At 57.7% G+C, this 23,649-nt stretch carries 26 protein-coding genes and 2 pseudogenes; 11 read left to right on the top strand and 17 right to left on the bottom strand.

Annotated features, from left to right (window positions below; translation table 11 throughout):
* Nucleotides 1-167: 167 nt before the first annotated feature.
* A complete protein-coding gene (locus AB4P97_RS05980) occupies nt 168-890 on the top strand; it encodes a pirin family protein (protein ID WP_042558718.1) in 723 nt (240 codons plus the stop codon).
* Between the two features lie 46 nt (nt 891-936).
* Here AB4P97_RS05980 and AB4P97_RS05975 read toward each other — a convergent pair whose 3' ends face one another.
* On the bottom strand, nt 937-1,386 hold the full coding sequence (locus AB4P97_RS05975) for a hypothetical protein (protein WP_042558717.1): 450 nt from the start codon (nt 1,384-1,386) through the stop codon (nt 937-939).
* A gap of 251 nt (nt 1,387-1,637) precedes the next feature.
* Complete coding sequence (locus AB4P97_RS05970; RefSeq protein WP_042558716.1) at nt 1,638-2,513, bottom strand: LysR family transcriptional regulator; 876 nt, start codon at nt 2,511-2,513, stop codon at nt 1,638-1,640.
* A 110-nt stretch (nt 2,514-2,623) separates the two neighbouring features.
* On the opposite strand from AB4P97_RS05970, the gene AB4P97_RS05965 reads away from it, so the two are divergent.
* From AB4P97_RS05965 to AB4P97_RS05955, 3 genes are all read left to right on the top strand, one after another.
* The gene (locus tag AB4P97_RS05965; protein WP_042558715.1) at nt 2,624-3,814 is read left to right on the top strand and encodes a YbfB/YjiJ family MFS transporter; all 1,191 of its coding nucleotides are present in this window, start codon (nt 2,624-2,626) and stop codon (nt 3,812-3,814) included.
* 61 nt (nt 3,815-3,875) lie between these two features.
* Entirely contained in the window at nt 3,876-4,874 is a 999-nt protein-coding gene (locus AB4P97_RS05960) for an NAD(P)H-quinone oxidoreductase (RefSeq protein WP_042558714.1), read from the top strand.
* Nucleotides 4,875-4,986: 112 nt separating this feature from the next.
* Entirely contained in the window at nt 4,987-5,931 is a 945-nt protein-coding gene (locus AB4P97_RS05955; protein WP_042558713.1) for an alpha/beta hydrolase, read from the top strand.
* Here the strand turns inward: AB4P97_RS05955 and AB4P97_RS05950 are convergent.
* The 3 genes from AB4P97_RS05950 to AB4P97_RS05940 form a co-directional block, all read right to left on the bottom strand.
* A complete protein-coding gene (locus AB4P97_RS05950) occupies nt 5,928-7,739 on the bottom strand; it encodes an ABC transporter ATP-binding protein (RefSeq protein WP_042558712.1) in 1,812 nt (603 codons plus the stop codon). The genes AB4P97_RS05955 and AB4P97_RS05950 overlap by 4 nt on opposite strands.
* Before the next feature lie 118 nt (nt 7,740-7,857).
* A complete protein-coding gene (locus AB4P97_RS05945; RefSeq protein WP_042558711.1) occupies nt 7,858-8,310 on the bottom strand; it encodes an anti-virulence regulator CigR family protein in 453 nt (150 codons plus the stop codon).
* A 79-nt stretch (nt 8,311-8,389) separates the two neighbouring features.
* Nucleotides 8,390-8,719 (bottom strand): hypothetical protein, encoded by a 330-nt coding sequence (locus AB4P97_RS05940; protein ID WP_042558710.1) that lies wholly within the window; start codon nt 8,717-8,719, stop codon nt 8,390-8,392.
* Between the two features lie 153 nt (nt 8,720-8,872).
* Here AB4P97_RS05940 and AB4P97_RS05935 point away from each other — a divergent pair, with 153 nt between their 5' ends.
* The 4 genes from AB4P97_RS05935 (at nt 8,873) to AB4P97_RS05920 (ending at nt 11,157) form a co-directional block, all read left to right on the top strand.
* Nucleotides 8,873-9,151, top strand: coding sequence for a hypothetical protein (locus AB4P97_RS05935; protein WP_042558709.1), 279 nt, complete (start codon nt 8,873-8,875; stop codon nt 9,149-9,151).
* A gap of 260 nt (nt 9,152-9,411) precedes the next feature.
* Nucleotides 9,412-9,900, top strand: coding sequence for an NADAR family protein (locus tag AB4P97_RS05930; RefSeq protein ID WP_200892957.1), 489 nt, complete (start codon nt 9,412-9,414; stop codon nt 9,898-9,900).
* Between the two features lie 220 nt (nt 9,901-10,120).
* Nucleotides 10,121-10,555, top strand: a complete 435-nt coding sequence (locus tag AB4P97_RS05925) for a hypothetical protein (protein WP_115148413.1) — start codon at nt 10,121-10,123, stop codon at nt 10,553-10,555.
* Between the two features lie 254 nt (nt 10,556-10,809).
* Complete coding sequence (locus AB4P97_RS05920; protein ID WP_395602222.1) at nt 10,810-11,157, top strand: hypothetical protein; 348 nt, start codon at nt 10,810-10,812, stop codon at nt 11,155-11,157.
* Nucleotides 11,158-11,188: 31 nt separating this feature from the next.
* Here AB4P97_RS05920 and AB4P97_RS05915 read toward each other — a convergent pair.
* A pseudogene (locus AB4P97_RS05915) lies at nt 11,189-11,311 on the bottom strand (phage holin family protein); the annotation flags it as partial.
* A 3-nt stretch (nt 11,312-11,314) separates the two neighbouring features.
* Between AB4P97_RS05915 and AB4P97_RS05910 the strand changes: the two are divergent.
* The 3 genes and pseudogenes from AB4P97_RS05910 to AB4P97_RS05900 all read left to right on the top strand — a co-directional run.
* Nucleotides 11,315-11,676 (top strand): annotated as a pseudogene (locus AB4P97_RS05910) (integrase); the annotation flags it as partial.
* Nucleotides 11,677-12,004: 328 nt separating this feature from the next.
* Nucleotides 12,005-12,214 carry a hypothetical protein gene (locus tag AB4P97_RS05905; RefSeq protein ID WP_016774031.1) on the top strand — a complete coding sequence of 70 codons (210 nt, stop codon included), beginning with the start codon at nt 12,005-12,007 and terminating at the stop codon, nt 12,212-12,214.
* 72 nt (nt 12,215-12,286) lie between these two features.
* Nucleotides 12,287-12,631: a hypothetical protein gene (locus tag AB4P97_RS05900; protein WP_395602221.1), complete on the top strand. Its 345-nt coding sequence runs from the start codon at nt 12,287-12,289 to the stop codon at nt 12,629-12,631.
* Nucleotides 12,632-12,637: 6 nt separating this feature from the next.
* Here AB4P97_RS05900 and AB4P97_RS05895 read toward each other — a convergent pair whose 3' ends face one another.
* The 11 genes from AB4P97_RS05895 to AB4P97_RS05845 form a co-directional block, all read right to left on the bottom strand.
* Nucleotides 12,638-13,060, bottom strand: a complete 423-nt coding sequence (locus AB4P97_RS05895; RefSeq protein WP_395602220.1) for a cell wall hydrolase — start codon at nt 13,058-13,060, stop codon at nt 12,638-12,640.
* Nucleotides 13,061-13,125: 65 nt separating this feature from the next.
* On the bottom strand, nt 13,126-13,497 hold the full coding sequence (locus tag AB4P97_RS05890) for a tail fiber assembly protein (RefSeq protein WP_395602219.1): 372 nt from the start codon (nt 13,495-13,497) through the stop codon (nt 13,126-13,128).
* A complete protein-coding gene (locus AB4P97_RS05885; protein ID WP_395602218.1) occupies nt 13,494-14,669 on the bottom strand; it encodes a hypothetical protein in 1,176 nt (391 codons plus the stop codon). The genes AB4P97_RS05890 and AB4P97_RS05885 overlap by 4 nt, the downstream gene beginning before the upstream one ends.
* 24 nt (nt 14,670-14,693) lie before the next feature.
* On the bottom strand, nt 14,694-15,356 hold the full coding sequence (locus AB4P97_RS05880; protein WP_395602217.1) for a hypothetical protein: 663 nt from the start codon (nt 15,354-15,356) through the stop codon (nt 14,694-14,696).
* A complete protein-coding gene (locus AB4P97_RS05875; RefSeq protein WP_042559956.1) occupies nt 15,353-15,709 on the bottom strand; it encodes a hypothetical protein in 357 nt (118 codons plus the stop codon). The genes AB4P97_RS05880 and AB4P97_RS05875 overlap by 4 nt, the downstream gene beginning before the upstream one ends.
* Nucleotides 15,710-15,712: 3 nt before the next feature.
* Nucleotides 15,713-18,754, bottom strand: coding sequence for a DUF1983 domain-containing protein (locus AB4P97_RS05870; RefSeq protein ID WP_395602216.1), 3,042 nt, complete (start codon nt 18,752-18,754; stop codon nt 15,713-15,715).
* Complete coding sequence (locus tag AB4P97_RS05865; protein ID WP_042559958.1) at nt 18,751-19,149, bottom strand: DUF6950 family protein; 399 nt, start codon at nt 19,147-19,149, stop codon at nt 18,751-18,753. The genes AB4P97_RS05870 and AB4P97_RS05865 overlap by 4 nt, the downstream gene beginning before the upstream one ends.
* A 2-nt stretch (nt 19,150-19,151) precedes the next feature.
* Entirely contained in the window at nt 19,152-19,754 is a 603-nt protein-coding gene (locus tag AB4P97_RS05860; protein ID WP_115148328.1) for a hypothetical protein, read from the bottom strand.
* The gene (locus AB4P97_RS05855) at nt 19,754-20,338 is read right to left on the bottom strand and encodes a hypothetical protein (RefSeq protein ID WP_395602215.1); all 585 of its coding nucleotides are present in this window, start codon (nt 20,336-20,338) and stop codon (nt 19,754-19,756) included. Before AB4P97_RS05855 ends, AB4P97_RS05860 begins: the two co-directional genes overlap by 1 nt.
* 27 nt (nt 20,339-20,365) lie before the next feature.
* The gene (locus AB4P97_RS05850; RefSeq protein WP_115148330.1) at nt 20,366-20,665 is read right to left on the bottom strand and encodes a hypothetical protein; all 300 of its coding nucleotides are present in this window, start codon (nt 20,663-20,665) and stop codon (nt 20,366-20,368) included.
* Nucleotides 20,662-23,628: a phage tail tape measure protein gene (locus AB4P97_RS05845; RefSeq protein WP_395602214.1), complete on the bottom strand. Its 2,967-nt coding sequence runs from the start codon at nt 23,626-23,628 to the stop codon at nt 20,662-20,664. The genes AB4P97_RS05850 and AB4P97_RS05845 overlap by 4 nt, the downstream gene beginning before the upstream one ends.
* Between the last annotated feature and the right edge of the window lie 21 nt (nt 23,629-23,649).

Raw genomic sequence — 23,649 nt, 5'->3', positions numbered from 1 at the left:
ATGGCCAAGCGCGCTCTGAACGTTGGAAAAGAATGCGTGAACTGGCGAGCAGAACTGTCAACCTGATCGCGACAGTCTTTCAATTTTCATCTACTTATTGCTTCAAACGGTTAACAGTAAGCTTCTCCTCACTCGGACGAATTCACGTCCCGCCAGGAGATTTCATTATGCTGACTCTTCGCAAAGCCTCCGATCGTGGCCTCGCCAATCATGGCTGGTTGAAGTCGTTCCACACCTTTTCCTTTGCCAGCTATCGCGATCCGCGTGAACAGGGCTTTTCCGACCTGCTGGTAATCAACGATGACCGCGTTGCCGCCGGTAAAGGTTTCGGCCAGCATCCGCATCGCGACATGGAGATCTTCTCCTACGTGCTCGAAGGCGCACTGGAACATAAAGACACTTTGGGCACCGGTTCCGTGATCCGCCCCGGCGACGTGCAACTGATGAGCGCTGGCAGTGGCGTGGCGCACAGTGAGTTCAACCATTCGGCAACCAAACCTGTGCACTTCCTGCAAATCTGGATCGTGCCGGAAGTCAGCGGCGCCAAACCGCGCTATCAGCAGGAGCACTTCAGCACCCAGAAAAAACGCGGTCGGCTGCAATTGATCATTTCGCCTGACGGCAGCAACGGTTCGCTGAAAGTACGCCAGGATGCGCGAGTGTTTGCCGGACTATTCGATGGCAAAGAGAGCGCTACCCTGGAACTGCCCGCCAATCGTTACGCCTACGTGCATGTGGCGCGCGGCAGTGTTGAACTGAACGGCCAGCGATTGCAGGAAGGTGACGGCGTGCGGGTTCGCGAAGAACAGGCGCTGACATTGAGCAATGGCGTGGATGCCGAGGTGCTGGTGTTTGACTTGCGGCCGCACGAGTTGCCGCGGATGCCATGAGGTTGCTTGACCACCACAAAAAACGGCCTTCTCATGAAGGCCGTTTTTATGGCGATGGTGTAAGTGAGGGTAATGCCAGCGGTGACGGTGCGTGGATATCCTTGCCCGCTTGAACCGCTGCCAGTGTGGTTTGTATCGCGACATACATGTTGGCTTGGTTCGCGTAATAGGCACCTGCGACGATGGCAACGATTCCAAGCAACTGGACGACAGTGGCTGCCCAGACATTAGCCTTGACGGTAGCCCCTTGCCTCGCGGCTTCCTCAGCTCCCCGGGAAATTTTTCGCATATCCTGCGAAATCAGGTCGTAACGCTTGTCTCTTTCAACTTGAGTCTTGTCTCGTTCAAATTGAGTCTGATCTCGCGTCTTGTCCCGCTCGCTCTGAATCGCAAGGAACTCGCGAATTTCTGCGCGTACACCATCGATTCGAGCGTCCATTCTGCTTTCAATGGTCTCGATCCTCGCATTGAATTCTTCGCGGCTTACCGTGCTCATGACTTGAGTATTCCGACCTTTGCTCGATGTCTCACTGACTGGATATTGATGTAACTCACTGGCTTTCAATCCGATCCGCTTCCTTGGTTACCGATACCCGTCCCTGGTTGATCACTCACAAGCGTGATTTCTATCGCTACGAGTTGCAGCAACAATAGAGCCCATCAACCAAGCCCGCAAGCCAGCGGATTCTGCCTAAGTTGTAGGCCGTTTCGTCGAGCAACGTAGCTTCTCCAAAACACGCCAGCCACTCACCCATTCTCCAGCGCAAACCCTTCGACAATCTGCTCGATCACCGCCCGAACCCGTGCGGTGTGGCGCAAATCCGCATGGGTCACCAGCCATACTTCATACGGCTGCGGACGATTACGCTCTGGCCAGAGCCTGACCAAACCATCGTGTTCGCCCATGTACACCGGGATTTCTCCTACACCCAGACCCGCCGCAATCGAGCGGCGCACCAACAGGCTGGAACTGAGACTGGCGACGATACGCCCGCGATGCAGCGGCTCGGCAACCAGCGTCATGTCCTTGTTGCTCTGCAGATACGGCTGGTAAACCACCAGGTCATGCCCCTCGAAAGCCGCGCCCGGAACAGGAACGCCATGAGTGTCGATATAGGCCTGTGAAGCGAACAACCCCACCGGCCATCGGGCAATCCGCCGTGCGATCAGGTCCGGATTGTCAGGTCGGGTATTACGCACGGCGATGTCCGCCTCGCGCTTGGCCAGGCTGAGGATCTGCGTCGAGGCATCAAGTTGCACGCGTACGTCCGGATGCTGCTGGTGCAGACGGGCGATGGCCGGGATCAGAAAGTCGATGGCCAGCGAGTCGGTGGTGCTGACCCGCACGTTACCGGTCAGGCGATCATCCAGCCCCTGAATCTGCCGCTCCAGCTCCAGCGCCGAGTGCTCCATTTTCTCTACGTTCTTGAGCGCTGCCTCGCCGACAGCCGTCAGCGCGTAACCCTCAGAAGTACGCAAGAACAGCGTCGCGCTGAGGGACTTTTCCAGCGCCGTGATTCGCCGCCCGACGGTGGCCTGATCCACGCCCAGAACCCGCGCCGCGCCACGCAATGTCGATTCACGACAAACCGCGAGAAATACCCGTGCATCGTCCCAATTCATCCTGCCCCCTTGTGATGCAGATTTGCATCGCTGCGCAGCCAATTCGCTGCGCGAATGCAGCAAACATAGCCGATATGCTGGGCGCCATAAACCTTCTTGAGATCGCGCTCATGCGTACGTCATCCTCAGCATCGGCAATCTTCGCCGGACTCTGCGCCAGTCTGGTCAGCATCGGTCTGGCACGCTTTGCTTACACTCCGCTGATTCCCGCGCTGATTCAGGCGCAGTGGTTTTCCGCCAACGATGTGGTTTACCTCGGCGCGGCCAATCTGGTCGGCTACCTGATCGGCGCCCTGCTCGGGCGGCCAATCGCACGCTACCTCGGCAATAAAAATGCGTTACGGCTGATGATGCTGTTGGTCACCGCTGCATTTTTCGCCTGTGCGTTTCCGTTGTCGGTGAGTTGGTTTTTTGGTTGGCGGTTGCTATCGGGAATTACCGGTGGCGCGATCATGGTGTTGGTGGCAGCGACGGTGTTGCCGCATGTACCGGCAGCCCGAAAAGGACTGGCCAGCGGCGCGATCTTCCTTGGCATCGGCCTGGGGATTGCCGGCTCCGGGACGATTGTCCCGCCACTGTTGAGCCTGGGCCTTCAATCAACCTGGCTAGGGCTCGGCGCATTGTCGTTGCTGTTGACCGTGGTGAGCTGGTTCGGCTGGCCTGCTGACTTGCCGCATCCGGTTGCGACCCAAGAGCGCGCGGCGGTTAAGCCAACCCCACCGGGCGTGTATTTGCTGTTCGCGCAATACGCCTTCATGGCCGCAGGTCTGGTGCCAGCCATGGTGTTTCTGGTGGATTACGTGGCGCGCGGGCTCGGAGCCGGAGCGCACGTCGGCGCGCTGATATGGGTGATGTACGGGTTGGGCGCGATTGTCGGACCGGTGACTTATGGCTTTCTGGCGGACAAGTTGGGGGCGCGGACGAGCATTCGTGTGGTCCTGGTGGTGCAGGCGATTACGCTCGGGCTGCTGGCGACTTCCCACTCATTTGTAGCGCTGGCAGTGCTGGCGGTGATTCTCGGTTCATTCCCGCCCGGCATCGTGCCACTGGCTCTGGCCCGCTTGCACGAATTGATTCCTGAACATCATCGCCAGCAAATCGCCTGGAGCCGGGCCACCGTATCGTTTGCCACGTTCCAGGCACTGGCCGGGTTTGCCTATTCGGCGATGTTCAATGCCTCGGGTGGACATCACACGTTGTTGTTCGCGATTGCCGCAGGCGCGATTGCAGTGGCGTTGTTGCTGGAGCAGGCAATGAGGTGGCTGCCCTCTTCCATTGAATCGCGTGTTTGCACTCACTGAAGGGAATCATTGCCCTTAAACCACGCTCCCATCTACAGAACCTTTAATCACAGGAGTCGACATGACGTTACCCAATGAAATGACCCGAATCGAAATTACTCAACCCGGTGGCCCTGAAGTTCTGCAACCCAAGCGCGTGCCGTTGCCGGTGGCTGCCGAAGGCGAGGTGCTGATCCGCGTGCACGCTGCCGGCATTAACCGACCGGATGCCTTGCAGCGCGCCGGGGAGTACCCGATGAAGCCCGGGATGAACCCGATCCCAGGCCTGGAAGTGGCCGGCGAAGTCGTGGCACTCGGCGCTGGTGTCAACCAGTTTGCCCTCGGCGACCGCGTGTGTGCGCTGACTAATGGTGGCGGCTACGCCGAATATTGCTGCGTTCCGGCCGGCCAGACCCTGCCCATTCCCGACGGACTCGACTGGGTGCAGGCCGCCGCGATTCCGGAAACCTTCTTTACCGTGTGGGCCAACCTGTTCGGTCTCGGCGGCGCCAGCCGAGGGCAACGCGCGCTCATCCATGGCGGTACCAGCGGCATCGGCACCACGGCGCTGATGCTTTGTCGCGAATTCGCCATCGAAGCCTTCGCCACGGCCGGTAGCCCGGCAAAATGCGCGGCGATCAGCAAGTTCGGCGGCCAACCGATCAACTACCGCGAAGAGGATTTCGCTGCGGTGATCGCCGAGAAAACCGCTGGCCAGGGCGTGAATGTGATTCTCGACATCATGGGCGGCTCCTACTTCAACAGTAACGTCAGCGCTCTGGCGATGGATGGGCGATTGGTGATGCTGGGCTTCCTTGGTGGCGGCAAGGCAAACGACGTCGATCTGCTGGCGATCCTGGGAAAACGCGCAGTGGTCACCGGGTCGCTGTTGCGCGCGCGCACTGCGGCGGAGAAATCGGCCATTGCCGATCAGTTGCGCGAGCACGTTTGGCCGGTGCTGAGTGCCGGTCGCTGCCTGCCGATCATCGACAAGGTCTATGCACTTGAAGAGGCGGCACAGGCCCATGCGCACATGGAGGCCGGCGATCATATCGGCAAGATCGTGCTGAAGGTGAATTGAGCCGTTGCAGCATTTTGTAATTGTTGCGTACGGGCGGTGGTCGAAAATATCGCGCGCAGACCGAGGCATCTGGTAAAAAGCGTTCTTTGTCTGCGCCGTGGTGAAACGTTTAATGTTCCTGTCCTTCATGACTCGTCTGCGCCGTCGCCGCTTGGCGTTCGCCTGCATGGCCGCTTTGATTATCGGCGTGCCGACGAGTTGTGCCGTGCTGGAACATACCGAGCGCAAACTGCTGTTTCGCATCGAGCCGGGGACTGCCGGCTGGTATCGCGGTTTGCCGGGCAGCGTGCAGGAACTCGATCTGCAACCCAAGAGCTTCAAGGCCGGGGAAAACATTCATGCCTGGTGGTGGCCGGCGGAAAAAGCCAACGCCCCGGCGATCCTCTATCTGCATGGCGTGCGCTGGAACCTCACCGGGCAGTTGTTCCGCATCGAGCAATTGCGCGCGGCGGGCTACTCGGTACTGGCCATCGATTACCGCGGATTCGGCCAGAGCAAGGGGGATTTGCCGTCCGAAGGCAGCGTTTACGAAGATGCGCGGGTGGCGTGGGAGCGCTTCAAACTGCTGCAACCGGATCCGAACAAACGCCTGATCTACGGCCACTCCCTGGGTGGTGCGGTGGCGGTTGATCTGGCCGCCGAACTTGGCCAGGACGCCGCGCGCGACAAGACGCCGCTTCCGGTGCGCGGCTTGGTGATCGAATCCACCTTCACCTCCCTGGCGGATGTGGCTGCCGCCGTGGCCAACACCTCGCTGCCGGTGCGCTGGCTGCTGTCGCAGAAATTCGATTCCATCGACAAGATCGCTGACATTCACATGCCGTTGCTGGTTGTACATGGCATGGCCGATGCGTTCGTGCCGCCGCGTTTCAGCGAGCAACTGTTCAACGCTGCTCAACAACCCAAACGCTTGTTGTTGGTACCCGGCGCTACGCACAACAACAGCATGGCGCTGGGCGGGCAGAATTATCGCAAGGCGCTCGACTCCTTGATGCAGACCAAACCGTTGCCACGTGTCGCGGGGCCGGCGCCACTGCGCAGCGCGCGCGACTCCTAACGGTAACCGCGAGCCTGTAAATCGAAGAGCTGCGCGTAATGCCCGGCAGTCTCAATCAAATCATCGTGGTCGCCCTGCTCCAGAATCCGTCCCTGTTCCAGCACAATGATGTGATCAGCATTGCGCACACTGGAAAATCGGTGCGAGATCAGCAACGTCATGCGACCTTCGGTGTGCTGGCTGAAATGCTCAAACACCGCCGCCTCCGCTGCCGGATCGAGGGCCGAGGTCGGCTCGTCGAGGATCAGGATATCGGCCTCACGGCGCATGTACGCCCGCGACAAGGCGATCTTTTGCCACTGCCCACCCGACAACTCCTGACCGCCGGCAAACCAGCGGCCGAGTTGTGTGGCGTAACCGCGCTCGAGCCCCTCAATGAAGCGCGCAGCCATGCCTTCGGCAGCAGCGTCTTTCCAGCGCTGTTCATCACTGAATGCCGAAGTGTCGCCAACCCCAATGTTTTCACCGACGGTGAACTGGTAACGGATGTAATCCTGGAAGATCACCCCGATGCGCCTACGCAACGTGGTCTCCTCCCAATCCTGCAAATCGCTGCCATCGAGCAGAATGCGCCCCTGATCAGGCCGATAGAGTCGCGTCAGCAATTTGATCAGTGTGGTCTTGCCTGAGCCATTTTCACCCACCAGCGCCATGCTTTTGCCGGGTACCAGATGCAGGTCGATGCCCTCCAGTGCCGCGCGGGTAGCCCCCGGATAATGGAAGCCGACGTTTTCAAAACGCAGACCATCGCCCGGTCGCACGCCAGCGGTGAGATGACCACTATCGGCCAACACCGGCTCAGCGAGATATTCGTAAAGGTTCGACAGGTAGAGGCCGTCTTCGTACAGCCCACTGATCGCACTCAAGCTGCTGCTGACCGCGCCCTGCCCCTGCTTGAACAGCACCAGATACATGGTCATCTGGCCCAGACTGATATTGCCGTGCACGGCATCGATCACAACCCAGGCATACGCCACGTAAAACGCCGCCGTGCCGAGCAATCCAAGACCAAAGCCCCAGCCATCGCGACGCAACGTCAATTGCCGGTCTTCGGCGTACAGTCTGGCGAACGTGTCTCGGTACCGTTGTAAAAGCAACGGCGCGAGCCCGAACAGTTTGACCTCTTTGATGTACGCCTCGTGGGACAGCAAGGTTTCGATGTAACTTTGCTGGCGGCTCTCCGGCGCTCGACGGGTGAACAGCCGAAAGGCATCGCCGGAAAAGTGCGCCTCCGCAAAGAACACCGGTAGCGCGCCAATCACCAGCAAGACCAGTGCCCACGGTGAAAAATGCACCAGCAGCACACCGAAGCTGATCAACATGATCAGGTTCTGGACCAGCCCCAGTGACTTCATGACCAATGCCAGGGGCCGGGTCGAGGCTTCGCGGCGTACGCGCACCAGCTTGTCGTAGAACTCGGAGTTCTCGAACTGCACCAGTGACAGGGTCTGCGCCTTCTCCAGAATCAACGTATTGACCTTCTGCCCCAGCTGCACCCGCAACAACGACTGCTGCACCGACAGCGCCCGTTGCGTTGCGGACATCAACGCCAACACCCCGGCCTCCATCAGCACGTAACGCAATACCGGCCACAACGGCGCATCGCCCTGCTGCGCATGCAACTGCATCGCCGTCACCACCGCATCAACAATCCGTTGGCCCAGCCACGCCGCCAGCGCCGGCAACACACCGGCAACCAACGTCGCCAGCACCAGTCCCAGAAACAAACTGCGCGACGTGCCCCAAACCAGGCGCAAGGCACGCTGCGCCTGGTCGAGTAACGAAATGACGCGCGATAAAACAGGCATAGGGCATTGAGCTCGGCAAGGGATGAGAGTGCGTCATGGTACTCCAGCGCCGACGTTACAAATCTTCGAGGCAAGAAAAAGCCCGACCTGAAAAAGTCGGGCTCGATGCTGCAAGCGCTTACTCGAACGCGCCGTTGAGGACTTCATAGATGAGGCCAGTGGCGAGGGCGACCAGTATCAGATCCGTACCGGCTTGCTGCCATTGGTAACCGTCGTAGTGCGGAAGGTGGCCGAGCAGACGATTGTCGAGTTTTTTCGCAATACCCGGAGGCAGCGGTTTGCCACGCGCGAGATTTTTCTGGACTCCCGGGGGCAATGCAGGGCCGGGTTGCCAATAATCACGGTATCCACCGACCAAGCCGATGACCTGGCTGCGGTCGATGGCCGGGCCATGGCTGCGATCCCCATGGTCAGCGTTTTTGCCTTTGTTTCCTGCCCCTTGTGCACTGTGCGGGTTGCCTTTGCTATTGCCCTGCCCCTTACCGTTGCCGGGATCCGCGAGCGCGGCCATCGGGCCCGCGACCAGAACCAGCGACATCACACCTGCAATGCATCGAGTTGATCTGAACATATCCGTACTCTCAGACAATGGCGTGATTCACAGGATAGTAGATCGGGATCCCACAGTCGTTGGCAGTGCTGATTTGTCCCTAACGCTGAGCCAGTTCGTGGCGCACACATTGCTCGTAGTAGGTCTGCTTGACCGCCGCCGGCTTGAGTTTAGAGGTGCTGTTATAGGTTTGTTCGGTAATCCCCATTGCGGTCATGCGCATCCACGGCTGCTGGAATTTGCGCACCTGCAACTGCTTGCGTGCGCCATACAAAGAGATGCCTGACAGCTTGGATTGCTGCGCGCCTGCAGCGATATCCGCCCCCCAGTTACAGGCAAAACGATGGCCTTTGCTTAACTCTTTCGCTTGGAGTCCTGAAGCAAAGACAGCCAGGGAAAGCGTTGCAACGGTCATGACAATCGTCCGCATATAGCCAACCTAACCTTATGAAAAAAGGAGAGTTTGACGATGAAAATAGCACTCGGGGGCCAGCAATTTGCCCTACCACTCGTCCAGCACCCTGCACCTTTGCCTCTCTCGCACCTCCAAACCAGTACATCCCCTCGCGTGAAGGCTTAGATGATGAACAAGAAAATTGCGCTGCTATCGCTTGCCAGCCTGCTCATGATTGGTCCGATGAGCGCCTCGGCAACAGAGAAAAACACTGCTGAATCTGCCGCCCCACCGAATGCCCTGCCGGGCGTCAATCACTCGAAAAGTTCGAGCGCACATGATGATAAGGCGAACAAAAAGGGCGAGGAGTCTTCAGGAGGTAATGCCGGCGCGCAGGCGCATGAAACGGAAAAGGATGCTGCGACTTCAAGTGATTCAGAGGACATGAAGAAAGAGCCGAAACAGTAGCGTCTGTTGAATGGGCTGTTCGCGATTGCCCACCCAAGGCTCGACGATCCTTGCATCAAGCTTCACCTAAGCTTGAAGAGCAGCTGTCTGCTGTTATTAAATCCGCCTCTGATGTCATCAGAGGGGCCTATTGATGCGCCCTGCGGGCCTACGCATATAACTTAAATGCTCACCTCGAAGCCCCCTTCATCAAGGAAGACCCATTGCACGACTCTAAATATCTCGAAGACCTGCGCTCCCGATTCAATTGCGGAGAGCACATGCAATTTACTTTTTTCTGGGGGCACCAACCCGGCAAGAAAGGCGTTACCGCTTCATGCTTCAGCCAATGGTATATCGCCGAATTCATTGTTGATGGGCAACGCTACCCAACCGCCGAACACTACATGATGGCCGAGAAGGCAGTTTTGTTTGGTGATCAGGAAACTCGCGCCCAAATACTTCAGGCCCCCACCCCCAATGCAGCCAAAGCACTGGGCCGCAAGATCTCCGGATTTAACGAGCAGGATTGGCTGCAACATCGATATGAGATTGTTGTGCGCGCGAACAAAGCCAAGTTTTCGCAAAACCCGCAATTGAACAATTTCCTCAAGGACACCGGTTCTTGCATCATCGTTGAAGCGAGCCCGGTTGATAACATTTGGGGCATTGGACTCGCCCAGGATCACGCGGACGCTAATAATCCAAACCTGTGGCAGGGCTTGAATCTCTTGGGGTTTGCGTTAATGCAGGTACGCGATGGGCAATGATTCCACCCTGCCAGAACTCATCTGGAGGCGGACGAGTCAGGCAGCTCACAGGTTGCAGCTGTATTGATATTCGAAGGGGAAAAATTCCGTATCCCGAAATCGGCCAGATGAACCAGTGAAGGCGGGGGGCATGGCCTGTCCATTATTCACCTCTTAAACTTGAAATAGTGGCCCATAGCCGGTATTTGTGTGCGCCTCGAAAAGTAAGGACGCCCAACTAATGCGCTTTGAACAAATTTCCCTCGTCGCCGCTGCTCTCGCCGCTATCTCCCTTTCTGGCTGTGTGACCGCTCCAACATGGACCAACAGAGGGCCGTCGACGATCGTTACCGCCAAAGGAATGATCTCTTGCTACGAAGACGCAAACATCATCGATGGGGAGCGGATGCAAGGCACTATTTGCGCCACTCCTGAATCTGGCTTCTTCGGCGGCGGCGAACCAGAGATCTACTTTGGTCCATGGAATCGGAAATTCATGAAGGAACCGGCAAGTACAACAACGGCAGGTGTGACACGAGATTATCAAGGGAAGAAGGTGTTTCTGCAGTGTGATCCGGTTCTTGCTCCTGGCACTAAGACTGAAACCGGGCGAGCGTGCAAAGTCACCGTCAACGGCCAGCTCCTAGTCACAGCCAATGTTGAATTCAAAAAATAGAACGTTCTGTGCCGCACTCTGCGGCATATCTACCCCTCCCCTCCATCGAGTGCTCGCCAGGGCGCATCGCACCCAGGCACTGCCGGTCGTCGCACGTTGGCCCCAGCCCGAATACCGTCACCTCGCCTTACGTTGGTCACGATTCACTCCACTCGGCGAGTTGGCTTTTTTGGGAAAGTGCATCACGCGAATCGGATATCATCGGTTTTCCTAGAATTTTCGAGAAAGCAACGCTCATGCATGGAAGCCTTTTGTTGGCCGCGCTGGTTATGTCCCCTTCTCTCGCTACCGCAGCCCCCTCTTACTACGCCTACGACGAAGCCCCTACAGATGGCTTCATGTATGCCATGAGGTATCAACAGGCGAAATTGGCTTGTAGCTCGCTTCCTGACGACCTTGAAACCGACTATGCGAAGGCGATGCGATTGACCGCAGAAGCCAGCTCTGAATTTGAGAAGACCTACACGAAAGGTCTGGCAGCAAACCCGCGGTGGCGTAAACCTGCAACGGCTGAAGAACAGGAAGCAGAGTGCAATCAAGGGCAGGTGGCGCTTCGTGTGACGGTCAGACTTTCACGCCAATGGTTTCCTGGCGGTTGGTAAATTCGGCAGCGTTCGTAAAGTGCGATCGGACTTAGTCGACCTTCCGGCCCGGTAACCTGATGTCAATCACTCGGTCGGCGATGTTCCGGATCTTCTCTACTCCCAGGAAGCCAACTCAGCCACTGGCGAAGGTGGCTATTCTCTGTGGAAAACCTTTATCAGCCGGTGCCGGGACGACATCGTGTCGCCTTACCTGATCCATCGCCGGCCAGACCGTAAAAAGCAGAAGCAGACACAGACGAAAGACCACTGGACGTCGAAGAGCGATTTTTGACGCGAGCCTTCAAGGAGGCCCGGGATGCGGCGGGTTGTTACAAGGGGGGGAAGGAAGAGGAAATGCCAGGCTTCCATGAAGTGCGAGCGCTGTCACTGCACCTGTACCAGAAAGCCGGAAAGGACGGCCAGAAGATCGCCGGACACGCAAGCGAAACCATGACCAAGAACTACCAGAAGGACCACGCCGAGATCGTCTGGTCGGAGGCAATCCCTGACCTAAATATCAGTGAAATCACCGGGTAGTTTTGCGCAAGTTTTGCGCGGGTTTTGCGCAGGCACAAAAAAGCCGATCTGGTTGATCGGCTTAAGTGTCTGATTTTACTCAGGAATAATGGTCGGGACGGAGTGATTCGAACACTCGACCCCTAGCACCCCATGCAAGCGGACTGATCTGCAGCCCGCCAAACCAGAGGCTTCGCGCCGGGCGCTCGCTGCAACGATGCCTAACCGTGCGCAACCGCGTTTTACAAAGTCACTCGGAAACTCACTGAGCCTTTTTTGGCACCCTCCCGGCATTCTGCCAACAATCAATCTCCCTGCTACTCTGGTTTCGTCCACGGAGGAAACCAAAATGCCGAACTCTGATCTGCTCCCTTCCCTACTCTTCAAGATCAACGAAAACCAGCTCGCGCTCGAAGCCGCCATCATGGAGCTGTCCAATTGGGTCGAGCAGCGCGGATCGGCCGATGTGGCTGAGAATGTTCGCGGCGCGCTCTGGGCAATCGACAAGAACGAAGAGTTCATCAAGATGACGCTCGCTGTTTTGATGACGCCCGACTGACAGTTCGTCGCCTCCCCCTCGCCCGCTCCCTGCGCCTCGATTACTGTATATGCAACCAGTATAAAGCAAGGCATGCCCGTGGATCCCCTCTATATAGAAGACACCGACGACTGGCTCGGAACCCCTGAGCCGCTCGAAACCTGCCGTCACCAACTCAGAATGTACGAGAACGAATTCGAGGCGCTCACCCTTCAACTGGCGCGAGCACTCGAAAACGTCCAGGGATTGGTGCAGGAAAACGACCAGCTCAAGGCTGAATTGAAGAAAGCCAAATCCGACGTTGCCCGGCTCCACTGCCAAACAAGTGAGCAAGCTGGCCAGCTCAGTAGATTTGCCAACATCGCCCATCAGGCCGACGTCTTGTTTCAGGAAAATCAACGCCTGCTCAGGGAGCGGCGCGATAGCGAGGAAGAATGATCGCCCTTACGGGACATCCTTGAAGAAGATGTGGTTCCCGAGCCTCAAGGTCTGCTTGGCCTTCGCCGACCAGGCCGGCGCCCTGATGCTGGTGGCGTAGTAGTGCGTGGCGCCGCCGGTAGGGTCTGGCACCTTGCCGTCGATCACTTGGTCAGCAGCGATACGACATTGCGCCAGCTCGCGGAACGGGATCTGTTTCACACCGATCAGGAACTGATAGTTCGGGTCGGACTTGTTCCAGCAACTGAACTGCCATGGCTTTTGGCAGACGCCGGCGTAGCCTTCTCCCCACCACGACTTTTCCTTGCCGTCGAACACGCGATTGCGGATCGTCCAGGCCACCGCCACTTGTCCGGCCGCTCCTTCGCCGCGCGCCTCGCCCCAAATCGTGCGGGCAAGGATGTCGCGGTCTTTTTCGGTTACAGGCATCACTTTTCTCCAGGCAAAAAAATACCCGCTCGATGGCGGGTTGACTTGATCGGTTCACTCGCTTGTCAGGCTGGCAGCAGAGGCCAGTCGATCGACGCCGGATAATCCGGCTGGGCCTCGACCTTACTGAGTGCGATACGGTATTTCTTCCAAAGCTTCCATGCGGCCAAGACTTCAGCGTCCGCTTCGTCGATGTCGACGGCGTCCTGCAGCGGCTTGATGGCGTAATCCGCAATTGCCCGTAGACGGGATATCTCGATCGAAGCTTCCGCAAGCTTCTGGGCGTACAGCTCTTCCTCGCTGAACCTTGGATCAGGTGAATTGCCTTCAGTCAGCCAATGCTGATATGCCTGCCAGTCCGTATTTTCTGGATCTGCCGGAATCCAGAGGCCAGTGTCCGTGGTGACGCTGTCACCCTCCGATTGTTTGTATTTCATAGCTCCGCCGACGCCTCCCAATGACAAAAGAATGTATCCCCAGCGTTTCTGGCGCAGTGTCCCCAGATATAGGAGGAGCTCGCCTGAACGGTTCGAAATGAGTCGCCGGTGAATCCATTCGTTTGGATAGTGCCGTCGAAGTTGCCCGCGGAGAACGAACTTGGATTCCCCGCCTGATCCCAATACCGAACGCTGGGAACGGCTCGCTTCTCAACCGAAAATTTGGTTCGCCCCATTGCCCTCGTACCAGTGCCAGAGCAAGAAAACGTCATACCGTTTGACGCGTTCGGGCTGGCGACTCCTGAAATCGTTCCTGGCTTCGCATCAAAGGGATACGACTTTTCGTAATACCGCTGGCAAAGAATCAACTCTTCGCCATAGCTGCGATCTTCATAACCCGTTGCAATCGATCCCATCTCAAGCTTTGGATAAAACATATACCCACCTGAAAAGCGGATGGTCACGTTGGCTCCGGCGGTCAGCGTGACTTGAGCACCATTGGCTACTGCTGACCCGTTGATCGTCGCTGCCGTCGTACCGCTCCAAGACAGAGTGTAATCACCCCCGCTTATAAAGCTGCCTTCCACAACCTGCTCAAGGCCACCCACAGGGACAACAATCGTAAATCCGTTTTTGTTGGCCTGGCCGCCAGCAGTTTGACCCGACACCACCACCCGCCATCTGTCATACACATATTGATTGGCTGAAGTCGTTGCTTCACCGCCATATCGTCTCTGGTTGACGTTGAAAAGCGGATTGAAGATCAGGTTTCGACGCGGGCCAACCTGAAGAGCCGCACGTGCGCCCGCGACATCAGCAGCCCCGGTACCGCCCTTATTCAGCGGCAGAATGTCGTAGTTGCCAGTGGTACCGAGCGCGGCCATTTTTGGGCCGTAACTGTTCACCCACTCTCTGACCTGGTCGGCAAGGAGTTTCTGATAACCCTGAACTGGCATCACTGCGTAAGTCGCGCCGGAGGCTGTCGCCCCCAGATAAGGCGGATTGATCGAGATAACGGTATCGCTCGCGACGTTCGATAGCTCGTATTGGCGCCCGTCCGGGCCGACAAAGGCGTCACCGACCCGGGTATTAGCAGCAAAAGCAGTGCTTACACCGGTGACGACATTCGAATTTTGGATAACCGAAACCGTTCCCAATCTGTGCCAGGGCATTGAATATCTCCTAAGGAAAAACTGTCAGGCCAGCAATTTGGCGCAGAGAAATGGGCGGTGGCCTTGGTCGGTCCACGCAGTTGTAGCGAGGCTGTACATCAGGATTCGCCCGCCGGCGTAATCCACGCCAAGGGCGCAGCCGCCCCCAGAAGCATTGTTGTGGCAGTTCATTGCGAAGGGATTCAGTGAGATATATTCCCCCACCCCAAGAGCCTTGCTTATTGACCAGATGTAGCGCCGCCCAACCTGCAGCTGCTCGTCCCCGAAATAGGTCCAGTTTCCAGCGGCAAACGTAACAACCACCGCGGGCGCTCCACTGTCATAAACAAGCGTGCTATTGCCATCCCAAAGACGCAAACCATAAGACGCCGTGCCCATCGATACCCATGCTGCGACGAAGTACAGCCCGCTTAGATTCCCATCCACCACAGAGGCCTTCATCGAAAAGCCTGTCCAGTTCCCAGGGCCACCATTGAACCAGACCGATATCGGAACCTGAATCGAGCCGGTCTGGTTTGGACGAATGAAAACAAGGGGCGGATCCTGGCTGGTTACCGCCCGCGCGAAAGTGCCGGTTACGTTGGTGCTGCCCGAATACGAACCCTTGGTAAGAACGCAAAGCCTAGGCGCTTCCGAGTCGATCTGAACAAACGAGTTGTCATTGATGCTTTGAAAGCCATAGCTCATGTCGAATACCTGATTGCGTACGCCTTTGCGACAATCCTTGATTGAATCGTGGAAGCACTGGATGAAGGGTTTTTCGGGCGCACGACCACCTGCCCCACAGAAGTAGTGACATACGGGTAGGACTTTAGATTGCCGCTGCCGTCGGTCTCCGAAGATTGCACGTCCTGCGCTCTTGTTGGGATGATCATGAACACGCAGTTGGCTGGGTTGAAGCCGGCGATATTCAGCGTGTAGCTGGGCACGGTTCCACTGAAATCGATCACGCCCTGCCAGATCACCTGATAGGTGAAGCTATTGGTGTCCATAGCGAGCTGGCCGCTCTCGTTGAAAACACGAAGGCCAAATTGAGCCATTGATTACCCCAGATATCCGAGACGGACACGCAGCACATTGTTAGCGTCGTAGACCGATACGTTCAGTGAATTGATCACCAAGCGCCCTTGGCCGGGAACGATGCCGTTAATTTCGAGTGTGCCGTCTTTGTTCAGGATCCAGCCTTGCTGGCCGGCGATGTAGTTGGTCGAACTGATGTAGTTACCGATCTTGGCGTTAGTGATCGCACCGTCCATGATGAAGGCCGAATTCATAAACACCTGCCCGCCCTGCACCGCAAACGGCACCGCAATGGCGCCGCCGGCAATGGTGTTGACGATGGCGAATCGGTCGGCACTCACAAGGAACTGGCTTTGCAAGCCCGCCGGTCCGTTCTCGATACCAAGACCGACACCCGCAGCGATGTACTGCCCAGTACCAGAGTTGTACTGCATCTTCACCGACCAACTCGCCGTGACCTTTCCGTTCACGTCATTGATGATTGAGGTGTTTTGCTGGATCGCAGTCTGTTGCTCCCCGACCGTCGTACCTAGCTGGCTCATTTGCTGGGCCGTTGCCTGCTGATTGGTAACAACCACTTGCTCAAGCAGAGTAACGCTCGCCGAATTTTCGGCTAGCGCCGCCGTCAATTCGGTCTGACGGCGAGCGAATGCCTCACTTTCAGAGGCTCTGACTTTGCTTTCGGTAGCAATCGCTACTGTGCTGGTCCAGCCATTCATTAAATCCGCCAGATCACCGCTTCCATCATCCTCGCGAGATGCCGCGCGCAGGGTTTGTGTGGCCGTAGCCTGGGCGGCGACCTCGCCGTCGAGTTCGATTATCTCGGCGGTGTTCGTTGCAACCTGCTGCGCCAAGCCATTGGCTGTCTCCACCGACTGCCCGACGTCGAGCCAGTAGAGCGGGTTCGGCGGCGGCATGTTGAGCGGTACCGGTCCGGTGGCCTGATAGATCCGCTTGCCCTGCACCACCAGGTCGTATTCCTCGTAGGTCTCGTCAGGTTTGTAGCCCTCCAGCCCATCCAGCGCATCGATCTGCTCCTGCAGGCCCGGGATTTTCTCGATCTCCTCAGCGAGCTCCTGCCCTAGTTCTGTCTTAGTAATTTTCCCTGCGAGTGCAGCCAGGTAGGCCGAAACATCGTTTGATGTCTGAGCGGGCACGTACAAAAACGAGCTTTTCCCATAAGCGTTCGATGAGCGGATGAAGTAGTAGTAGTTCGTCCAGAAGCCCAGCCCCGTATGAGTGAAGGAGAGCCCCCGCCCCAGATACTCGGCATTAGCAGAGGTGGCTGTCGGCGACGTGCTGAAGAAGTACTCGTAGGTGCCTCCGTTAAGTCCGTTTTGCGAGTTGCTCGGAATCAGCACGATGCTGTCGATAGAAGACTGCACCACGCAGCTTTCCGGGATGGGTGGGCCATTGATGCTGACGGTAATCGTCACCTCGCCCGATCGCGCCATCGGTCCCACGGCAGCCACGCTCATGGTGTAGTTACCGGACGGCAAGCCATTGATTGCACACTCTGTCGATGTCGACGGCACGTTGTGCGATTGAATCGCTGTCGTACCCTGGCGCACGATCACGATGTATTCCTTCACGATGCCGCTCGGCGGCAGCCAGGACAGAACGCCCTGAATGACTTCCGCAGTGGTGTCCTGTGTCCACGTGAGATTGGTAGGGCTGCCAATGCCGCCGGAAGGCAGGTTGATAAACCCGATCGGGTTATACGGCTGCCCCACCGCATCATCAAAGATTGCCGGCTCGTATTGCTTGACCTGAACGGTGCAGCCTTCGCGATCGCCCATCGACCAATCAGAGACGATGAACTCGCCGAGAATGTTCAAAGATGGCAGGTTCACGCGCACAACTCGGCCAGGCCGGCAGTTGTAACCCGCAAAGTTCATCGGGATGCTGATAGCGCCACCAGCACGGCGCCGACGTAGCTCCATGTTCGCCAGCCGCTGGGCCTGATAGGGGTCAGTGACATAGGAGTAGGTCAGCGTTTCCGCTGCCTCGCCACCGTCTTCGACAATCCATTCGGCAACACTGACCTCGGGGTAATCGGTCTCTGTCCACGATTGGGACGGGTCGATGAACGTGCCGCGAACGGTGTTGATTGCTGAGTCGTTGGTTGGCTCGGTGCTGCCGGTGACGGTGCCGATCACCATGTCTTCGGTGATTTCGAAGTCGTACGGCCCGTAGTACGCGCCGGCCTGGAACATCCAGCGACCACCAACTCGGATCAGGTGGCCACCAGCAGCGGCCTCTAGCTTCTGCAAGACGCCAGTGCGCTGCTCGTCTGCGCCGATAACACAGCCGCTGCGGTAGCGCTGGCTGGTAGAGCCGTCCGCATTGGTGACGGCCTCGTCGCAGACGTTCGCAGCACTCGCGAAAGTTTCGAAAACGATTTCATCGTCAGGCACGCCGCACCGGGCGCGGAGGTACCACAGCAGATGCAGCGCGGTGTTTGCGCTGTAGCCCGCCGTGTTGCTACGCGGGTCGTAAATATCGTTGCGACCGCGCACGACGAAACGAGTGTCGGGGATGCCGGACGGGAATTTCTCAGCACTGTAAAACAGGGAAATGCGGACGAAGGACAGCCCGCGACCGATCTGAGAGTCCTTCCAGTCCGGGCAGTTTTCCTTGAGGAATGCATTCACCTGAGTCGGATCGACGACCAGTTCATAGGTGGCATAGGCGCCGAACGAGCCGATTTCTTCCTCGCCGAGGTAGATGTTTTCGAGGGCATCGATCGCCCCTTCGCAAAGCACGTACACCAGGTGCAGCCATTCACCCTCCCCCTGAGCGCCTGCCTGCTCCTGCGCCCACACCAGCACGCCGCCGGTAGAGACACGGCCGATGATAAAGCGCACCGGCGCCTTCGAGGACCGCACCGTCTGGGCGGAGGGTTCGTTGTCACGCAGCGGCGACTTGGTGTTGAGCTTTTCCTGTTGCTCCGCCGCGTAAAAGGCAAGCGCTGCGCCAGCAACAGCACCCCATGGGCCGCCTTGGAATGCGCCAATTACCGCGCCGATGACGACTGAAGCGAGTTTCTTAACGCCGCCGCTCATTCAATTCTCCACGCGGCCAATGGCTCGCACTCAACCCGAGCCGCACCGTCATCGGTTGCAGCCCAGTAATCTCCAGCCCAGAAAACGGCCATGCTTCGGCCGCCGGGTGCGTCGTACAGCACGACGTCGCCGCGCTGGATGAAACCCAACGGCACCCGGGCGAAGTGGACATCCCACGCCGCCTCAAGGCTGCCGTGCTGCTTCTTCAGTTGCCGCTTCGCACCGGTTTCCGTCGTGTACTTGCCGCGGTAGTTCTCCGCCGGATCGACACCACACACCGAGGCCGTGCAGTCTGCAGCGAACAGGCAGCAGTCAAATTCGCCCCATGAAAAAGGCCGCTCTTGGGCGGCCTTGATCGTTTCGTTCAGGCGGGTTGTCCAGTCTCGGTAGCGCATGGCTAGCTTCCATAGGTGAATGTCGGTGCGTCCTTCTTCGAGCCCCAGTAAATGGGCCACTCGGACATTTGGGCGATAGCGTAGAAAAACCGGTCACCCTGATGCCGCGCGCGGTGGTTTTCGTCGGTGAATCGTTCGGTGCCGGTACGGCTCCACTCGGCCATGCGATCGATGACCGGGACGGTGATGCTGTTGCCGTCCTCGCCATTGCCGGCAAAGGAGAACTTCGCCGCGTCCATGCGACCAGAGAACAGAATGTCCGCCGCGTAGTTGCCGACCTCGTCGAACACCACGAATATGACTTTTGCCATTCGCCCGCGACAGCCTCGGACGTTCGTCTCGGAGAGGATGTAGGCATCCAACCCGCTGAGCGTCAGCTCGACCGACATTGGCGAGCCGGAGTTGTCGCTCTCCTGCGACTGGCTGACCTGGCCGAAATTGCCGACCCCGAGGTAGGTGATGCCATCGACCACCAGATCACCGGTACCGGTGTGCGCGAAGACCATGCCGTCGACGAAGTCGAGCTGGACCGCGTAGACCGGCATAAAGCGGCCGGTAGCAATGATGTTCACCACATTCTGGCTGAACGGAAATGCTGATGGCATCAGAAAGCCTCCCTGAATTGATAGCTGCCGTTTGCGATAACCGGCTTGATGGACATCGCCCAGGTGTCGGTGGTCATGCGCATTTCCGAATACGGATTGAGGTACTCGACGGCGGTGCCGGCGGTTAGCGTCTTGCGGATGCGCTTGTTGACTGACACCGTCACCCTGCCCTGCGCGTTCGCCGATGCAGGATCGGTAACCTCGAACATCTCGCCCGAGATGGTGATGTAGTCGCCTTCAGCGAACACGGCGGCATTCGCCGGCGCGCCACCGATGACCATCGATCGCGCCTGAGCGTTTCCGGTGACGACCGTGAGAGCGCCGACGCTGTTGGTGCGCCGGCGGGTGAACGCCGGCAGGTTGAAGGTACCCATCATGCCGTCGAGCTTCCCGAGGAAAGACGTCAGCTGTCGCTCCTGCTCTCTGGTCAGCAATCCGAAGGTCAAGGTGCACTGCCAATAGGCGCCCGGGTAGCCGACGATCTGCTGGGCGTTCGAGAGCGTCGAGGTGAACGCCCTGCTGTTGTTGACGATGCCCCACGTCATTTCTGACGGGCGCAGCGAAGCCGGCCACGTGAGAGCCATGCAGTACTCCTTCGAAAATAAGCGGGGTTAGGTCTTGTTAAGTTGGCTCAGCGTTCCGCCAGGCCCGAGCAACTCGCCGAATGACTGACCGTAACTCGCCTTCATCCGCGCAACGTCGAGGTCGATCAGGTCGAAAATTTCCTGACCTACCTCATCGCCACACCTGAGAACAGCCATGATGCGCCCCATGATCTCGGCATTCAGATTAGCCATGGCGCGCAGTTCGCTAGGCGCGGTTCCCTCTCCGATGCCAGCGAAGACAACGGAATACGTCGCCTCGCCGATCGCTTGCACCAGTCTTTCCATATCCATGTCGGAAATTTTCACCTGTTTCTCCTTATGAGCTGCATAGCCGGCCCGTTACGCTTTAGGTCACCGAGCATCAGTTGATACGCCCTATTCGATGCGCGCGTCATTGAGTCCTCCATCCTGGCGAGCTGGTCTTGATCCGGGTTGCCGTTGACCGTCAGGTTATTCACGATTGGAGGCAGAGACGCGGGGGTCGCCTGCGTGCCGCCCTGCGCGACAGATGAGCCCGCGGCCGTCGCACCAACATACCCGCCGTCAGCATAGCCCTTGGTGTTCGCGTTCATGCGTTCGAGGAACTCCCGAGCACCTAGCTGGCTCACCGCCTCCTTGCGGACAACGAACTCGCCGCCGTGCACAACGCCCTTCGGCTCGAACTTGCCGCCGTCACCGGTATAGCCGCCGTCGGAGAAACCGAACTTCGAGCTGTATCCGGCTGCAGATGCTCCGAGACTGGAGGACGTCGCGCCTGCAGATCCGGCGGCGAGGCCGTTGCCGGCAGCAGCGCCACCGGCGGTCAGCCCGCTGAAGATCGTGCCGAAGATGCCCACCGCGGCCTGTCGCACCTGGATGCGGATCAGGTCGGCGATGATGCCGTCCGCCAGATCTTTGAACGACAACTTCCCGGTCTTCACGAACTGGATGATGCCGTCCTCCATGTTGCTGAAGGCGTTGGTGAACAGGTTGCGGGTTTGGCCGGCAACATCGCGCGCCTGCTCTGAGTAGGTCTGAAACGCCGACGAAGCACCGAGCGCCCAGTCCGATTGGGCCTTGTCCACGTCCGTGTAGTACTGCTGCTGCATGCCGAGACGGGTTTGCAGGGCCGAACGCAGGGCCTCGGTCTCCTGGTTGTACAGCTCGGTCTTGCTCGCCGACTTGTCGCCCTTGTTGTAGTCATAGGTCAGACGATCCATCTGCGACTGATACGACTGTTGGATTTGCTGCTGCTCCTGCAACCGCTGAAGAGCTTTATCCCCTAACCCTGCGCCGGCCAACTTATCGTTCAGCCCGCTTTGCGCAAGCTTGAGCTGTGAATTCAGATTCTCCTGGAATGCCAGCAGCTTCTGCGTCTGGTCAGTCGAGATCTTTTTGAGTTCGTTCTCTTTTTCCAGACCCGCGTTGCGCTTGAGTTGTGCCGTGATCAACTGCTGATTTGCTAAGAGCGACTGCTGATCCGCAGTCAGAGTTTTCTTTCCTTTGATATCAGCGAGTTCCTGCTCCCACTTGATCAGGGCTTGCTGTGCGGCCCCGAGCTTTTGAACGCCATCTCCTTGCGCCCCGATCAGCGAATTTTGCTGAAGCAATACCGCGTATTGCTGCTTGGCCTGATCGAGCGCCTTTATTCCAGCGTTTTCGGTATAGGCCTTTGCCTTCGGCTGGCTCTTGTCAAACTTGGCCTGGATGTCGGCTACTTCCTTGTCGATCGCCGCTTGCGACTTGCCGGCCTCGATACCGACTTTCCTCGCTTCGGCAATTTCCAGCGCCAACTTCTTCTCATCCGACATGTTCTTTCTGGTGATCGAGCTCCACTTGCTTTCCGCGTCGATACGCTCTTGGTTTTTACGAGTGGCCTCTCCCTCGGCCAGGGCATTTTGCTGTGTTACCCATAAACCAAGCTTCATCAGAGAAAGTCTTTTTTCCAACGCCTCTGTTGAATCATCATTCTCACCATCGGCCAGCCCGAGCATTCCATTGAGCTTGCTCAGCCCAGTGGATAAAGCGCCAGATACGCCCCCCTCCTGTCGGGTTTTCAGAATGCGCTCAATAATTTCGATCTGCTTGGCACTGTCCGGAAAAAGCTCACCCTTTAGCTGGCTGTAGGCACTGCTTATTGCTGTGCCGATGCTATTCCATCCCTTCTCAACAGCCGATAAAGACTCCTGATAGCGCTTAAGTCTTGCCTGGGCATTTTGATTGAGCGACTCACTTAGAACGTCGAGGGCTTCCTGCTTTTTCCCTTGGACGTCCAAACTGGTGATCAGCTCGTACTGTGCCGCCGTGAGAAGCCCGTACTGGGCGCTAATTTTCTCGGCAGCCTTGGTCGCATTCGAGCCCAGATCGCCTAGAGATTTAGCAACTTCAGCCGCGCTTTTGCCTGTGAATTCGCTTATCGAAGTCGCCGCCTCGGCGAGATTTCTGAATTGAACCTGGCTCAATCCACTGCTGGCGGCTAGCGCTATCACTGCCTCCTTCGCCTGAGAGAGGCTTCCCGTTAAGCTCGACGCGTCCTTTGCTATCGACGATAGGCTAGATGCCGTCTGCCCCGAGCTGGCGGAGCCCGAAAATAATGCTTTGTTGAAGGCGCTTACTTCCTTCTCTGCATCGTAATAAATGGCTGCGAACCCACCGACAGCTGCAGCGGCGACAGTAAACGGGTTTACAAGCCCGACAATATAGCCGCCAAGAGCTTTCGCAGCAGGGCCAATACCACCGAACATATCTTTAAGCTGCCCCCCCTGCTGAAGCAGAACGGTTAACGGCGCCTGGCCTGCCTGAAGGGAGACCGCGATGTCAGTGAATTGGGCAGGCACGCCCCTGAGCGCTGCGGCGGTGGCCTTGGCTGACATTCCCGTCTTGCCCAAATCACCATTGAGGTTTTTCAAGGCCGAACGCTGCGCTGATATGGCAGTGGACTGTTCCCGAATGATTGCTGAAAACTCCTTGTAGCCCGCCTCCCCAATATCGCCTCGCTTGAACGCCGAAGCCAATTCAGCTTGGCTTCTGGCAAGCTCTTGCTGCTTCCTCCGCAGAGGATCCAGCCGACCCAGGAGTTGCTCAACTTCGTCCCGGTAGTAGCCGTAAGACTTGCGGGCGCCATCAGCGCTTTTTCCTGCATCGCCTATACCAGCAGCGGCCTTTGCCATCGATCGCTGCGTGGGAATCCCGAGAGATTCAAGCTCTTCCAAAGCCTGACGAGTGTCCGCTGCCTTTTTCTCTGCGTCCCGACTATCGATCTCCAAAACGAGGCGTGACGTTTGGGTCATGACTTTCTCCAGGCATAAAAA

The sequence above is a fragment of the Pseudomonas sp. A1230 genome, assembly GCF_044218825.1.
Lineage (GTDB): Bacteria > Pseudomonadota > Gammaproteobacteria > Pseudomonadales > Pseudomonadaceae > Aquipseudomonas > Aquipseudomonas iridis.
This window is presented reverse-complemented; position numbering and strand designations above follow the sequence as displayed.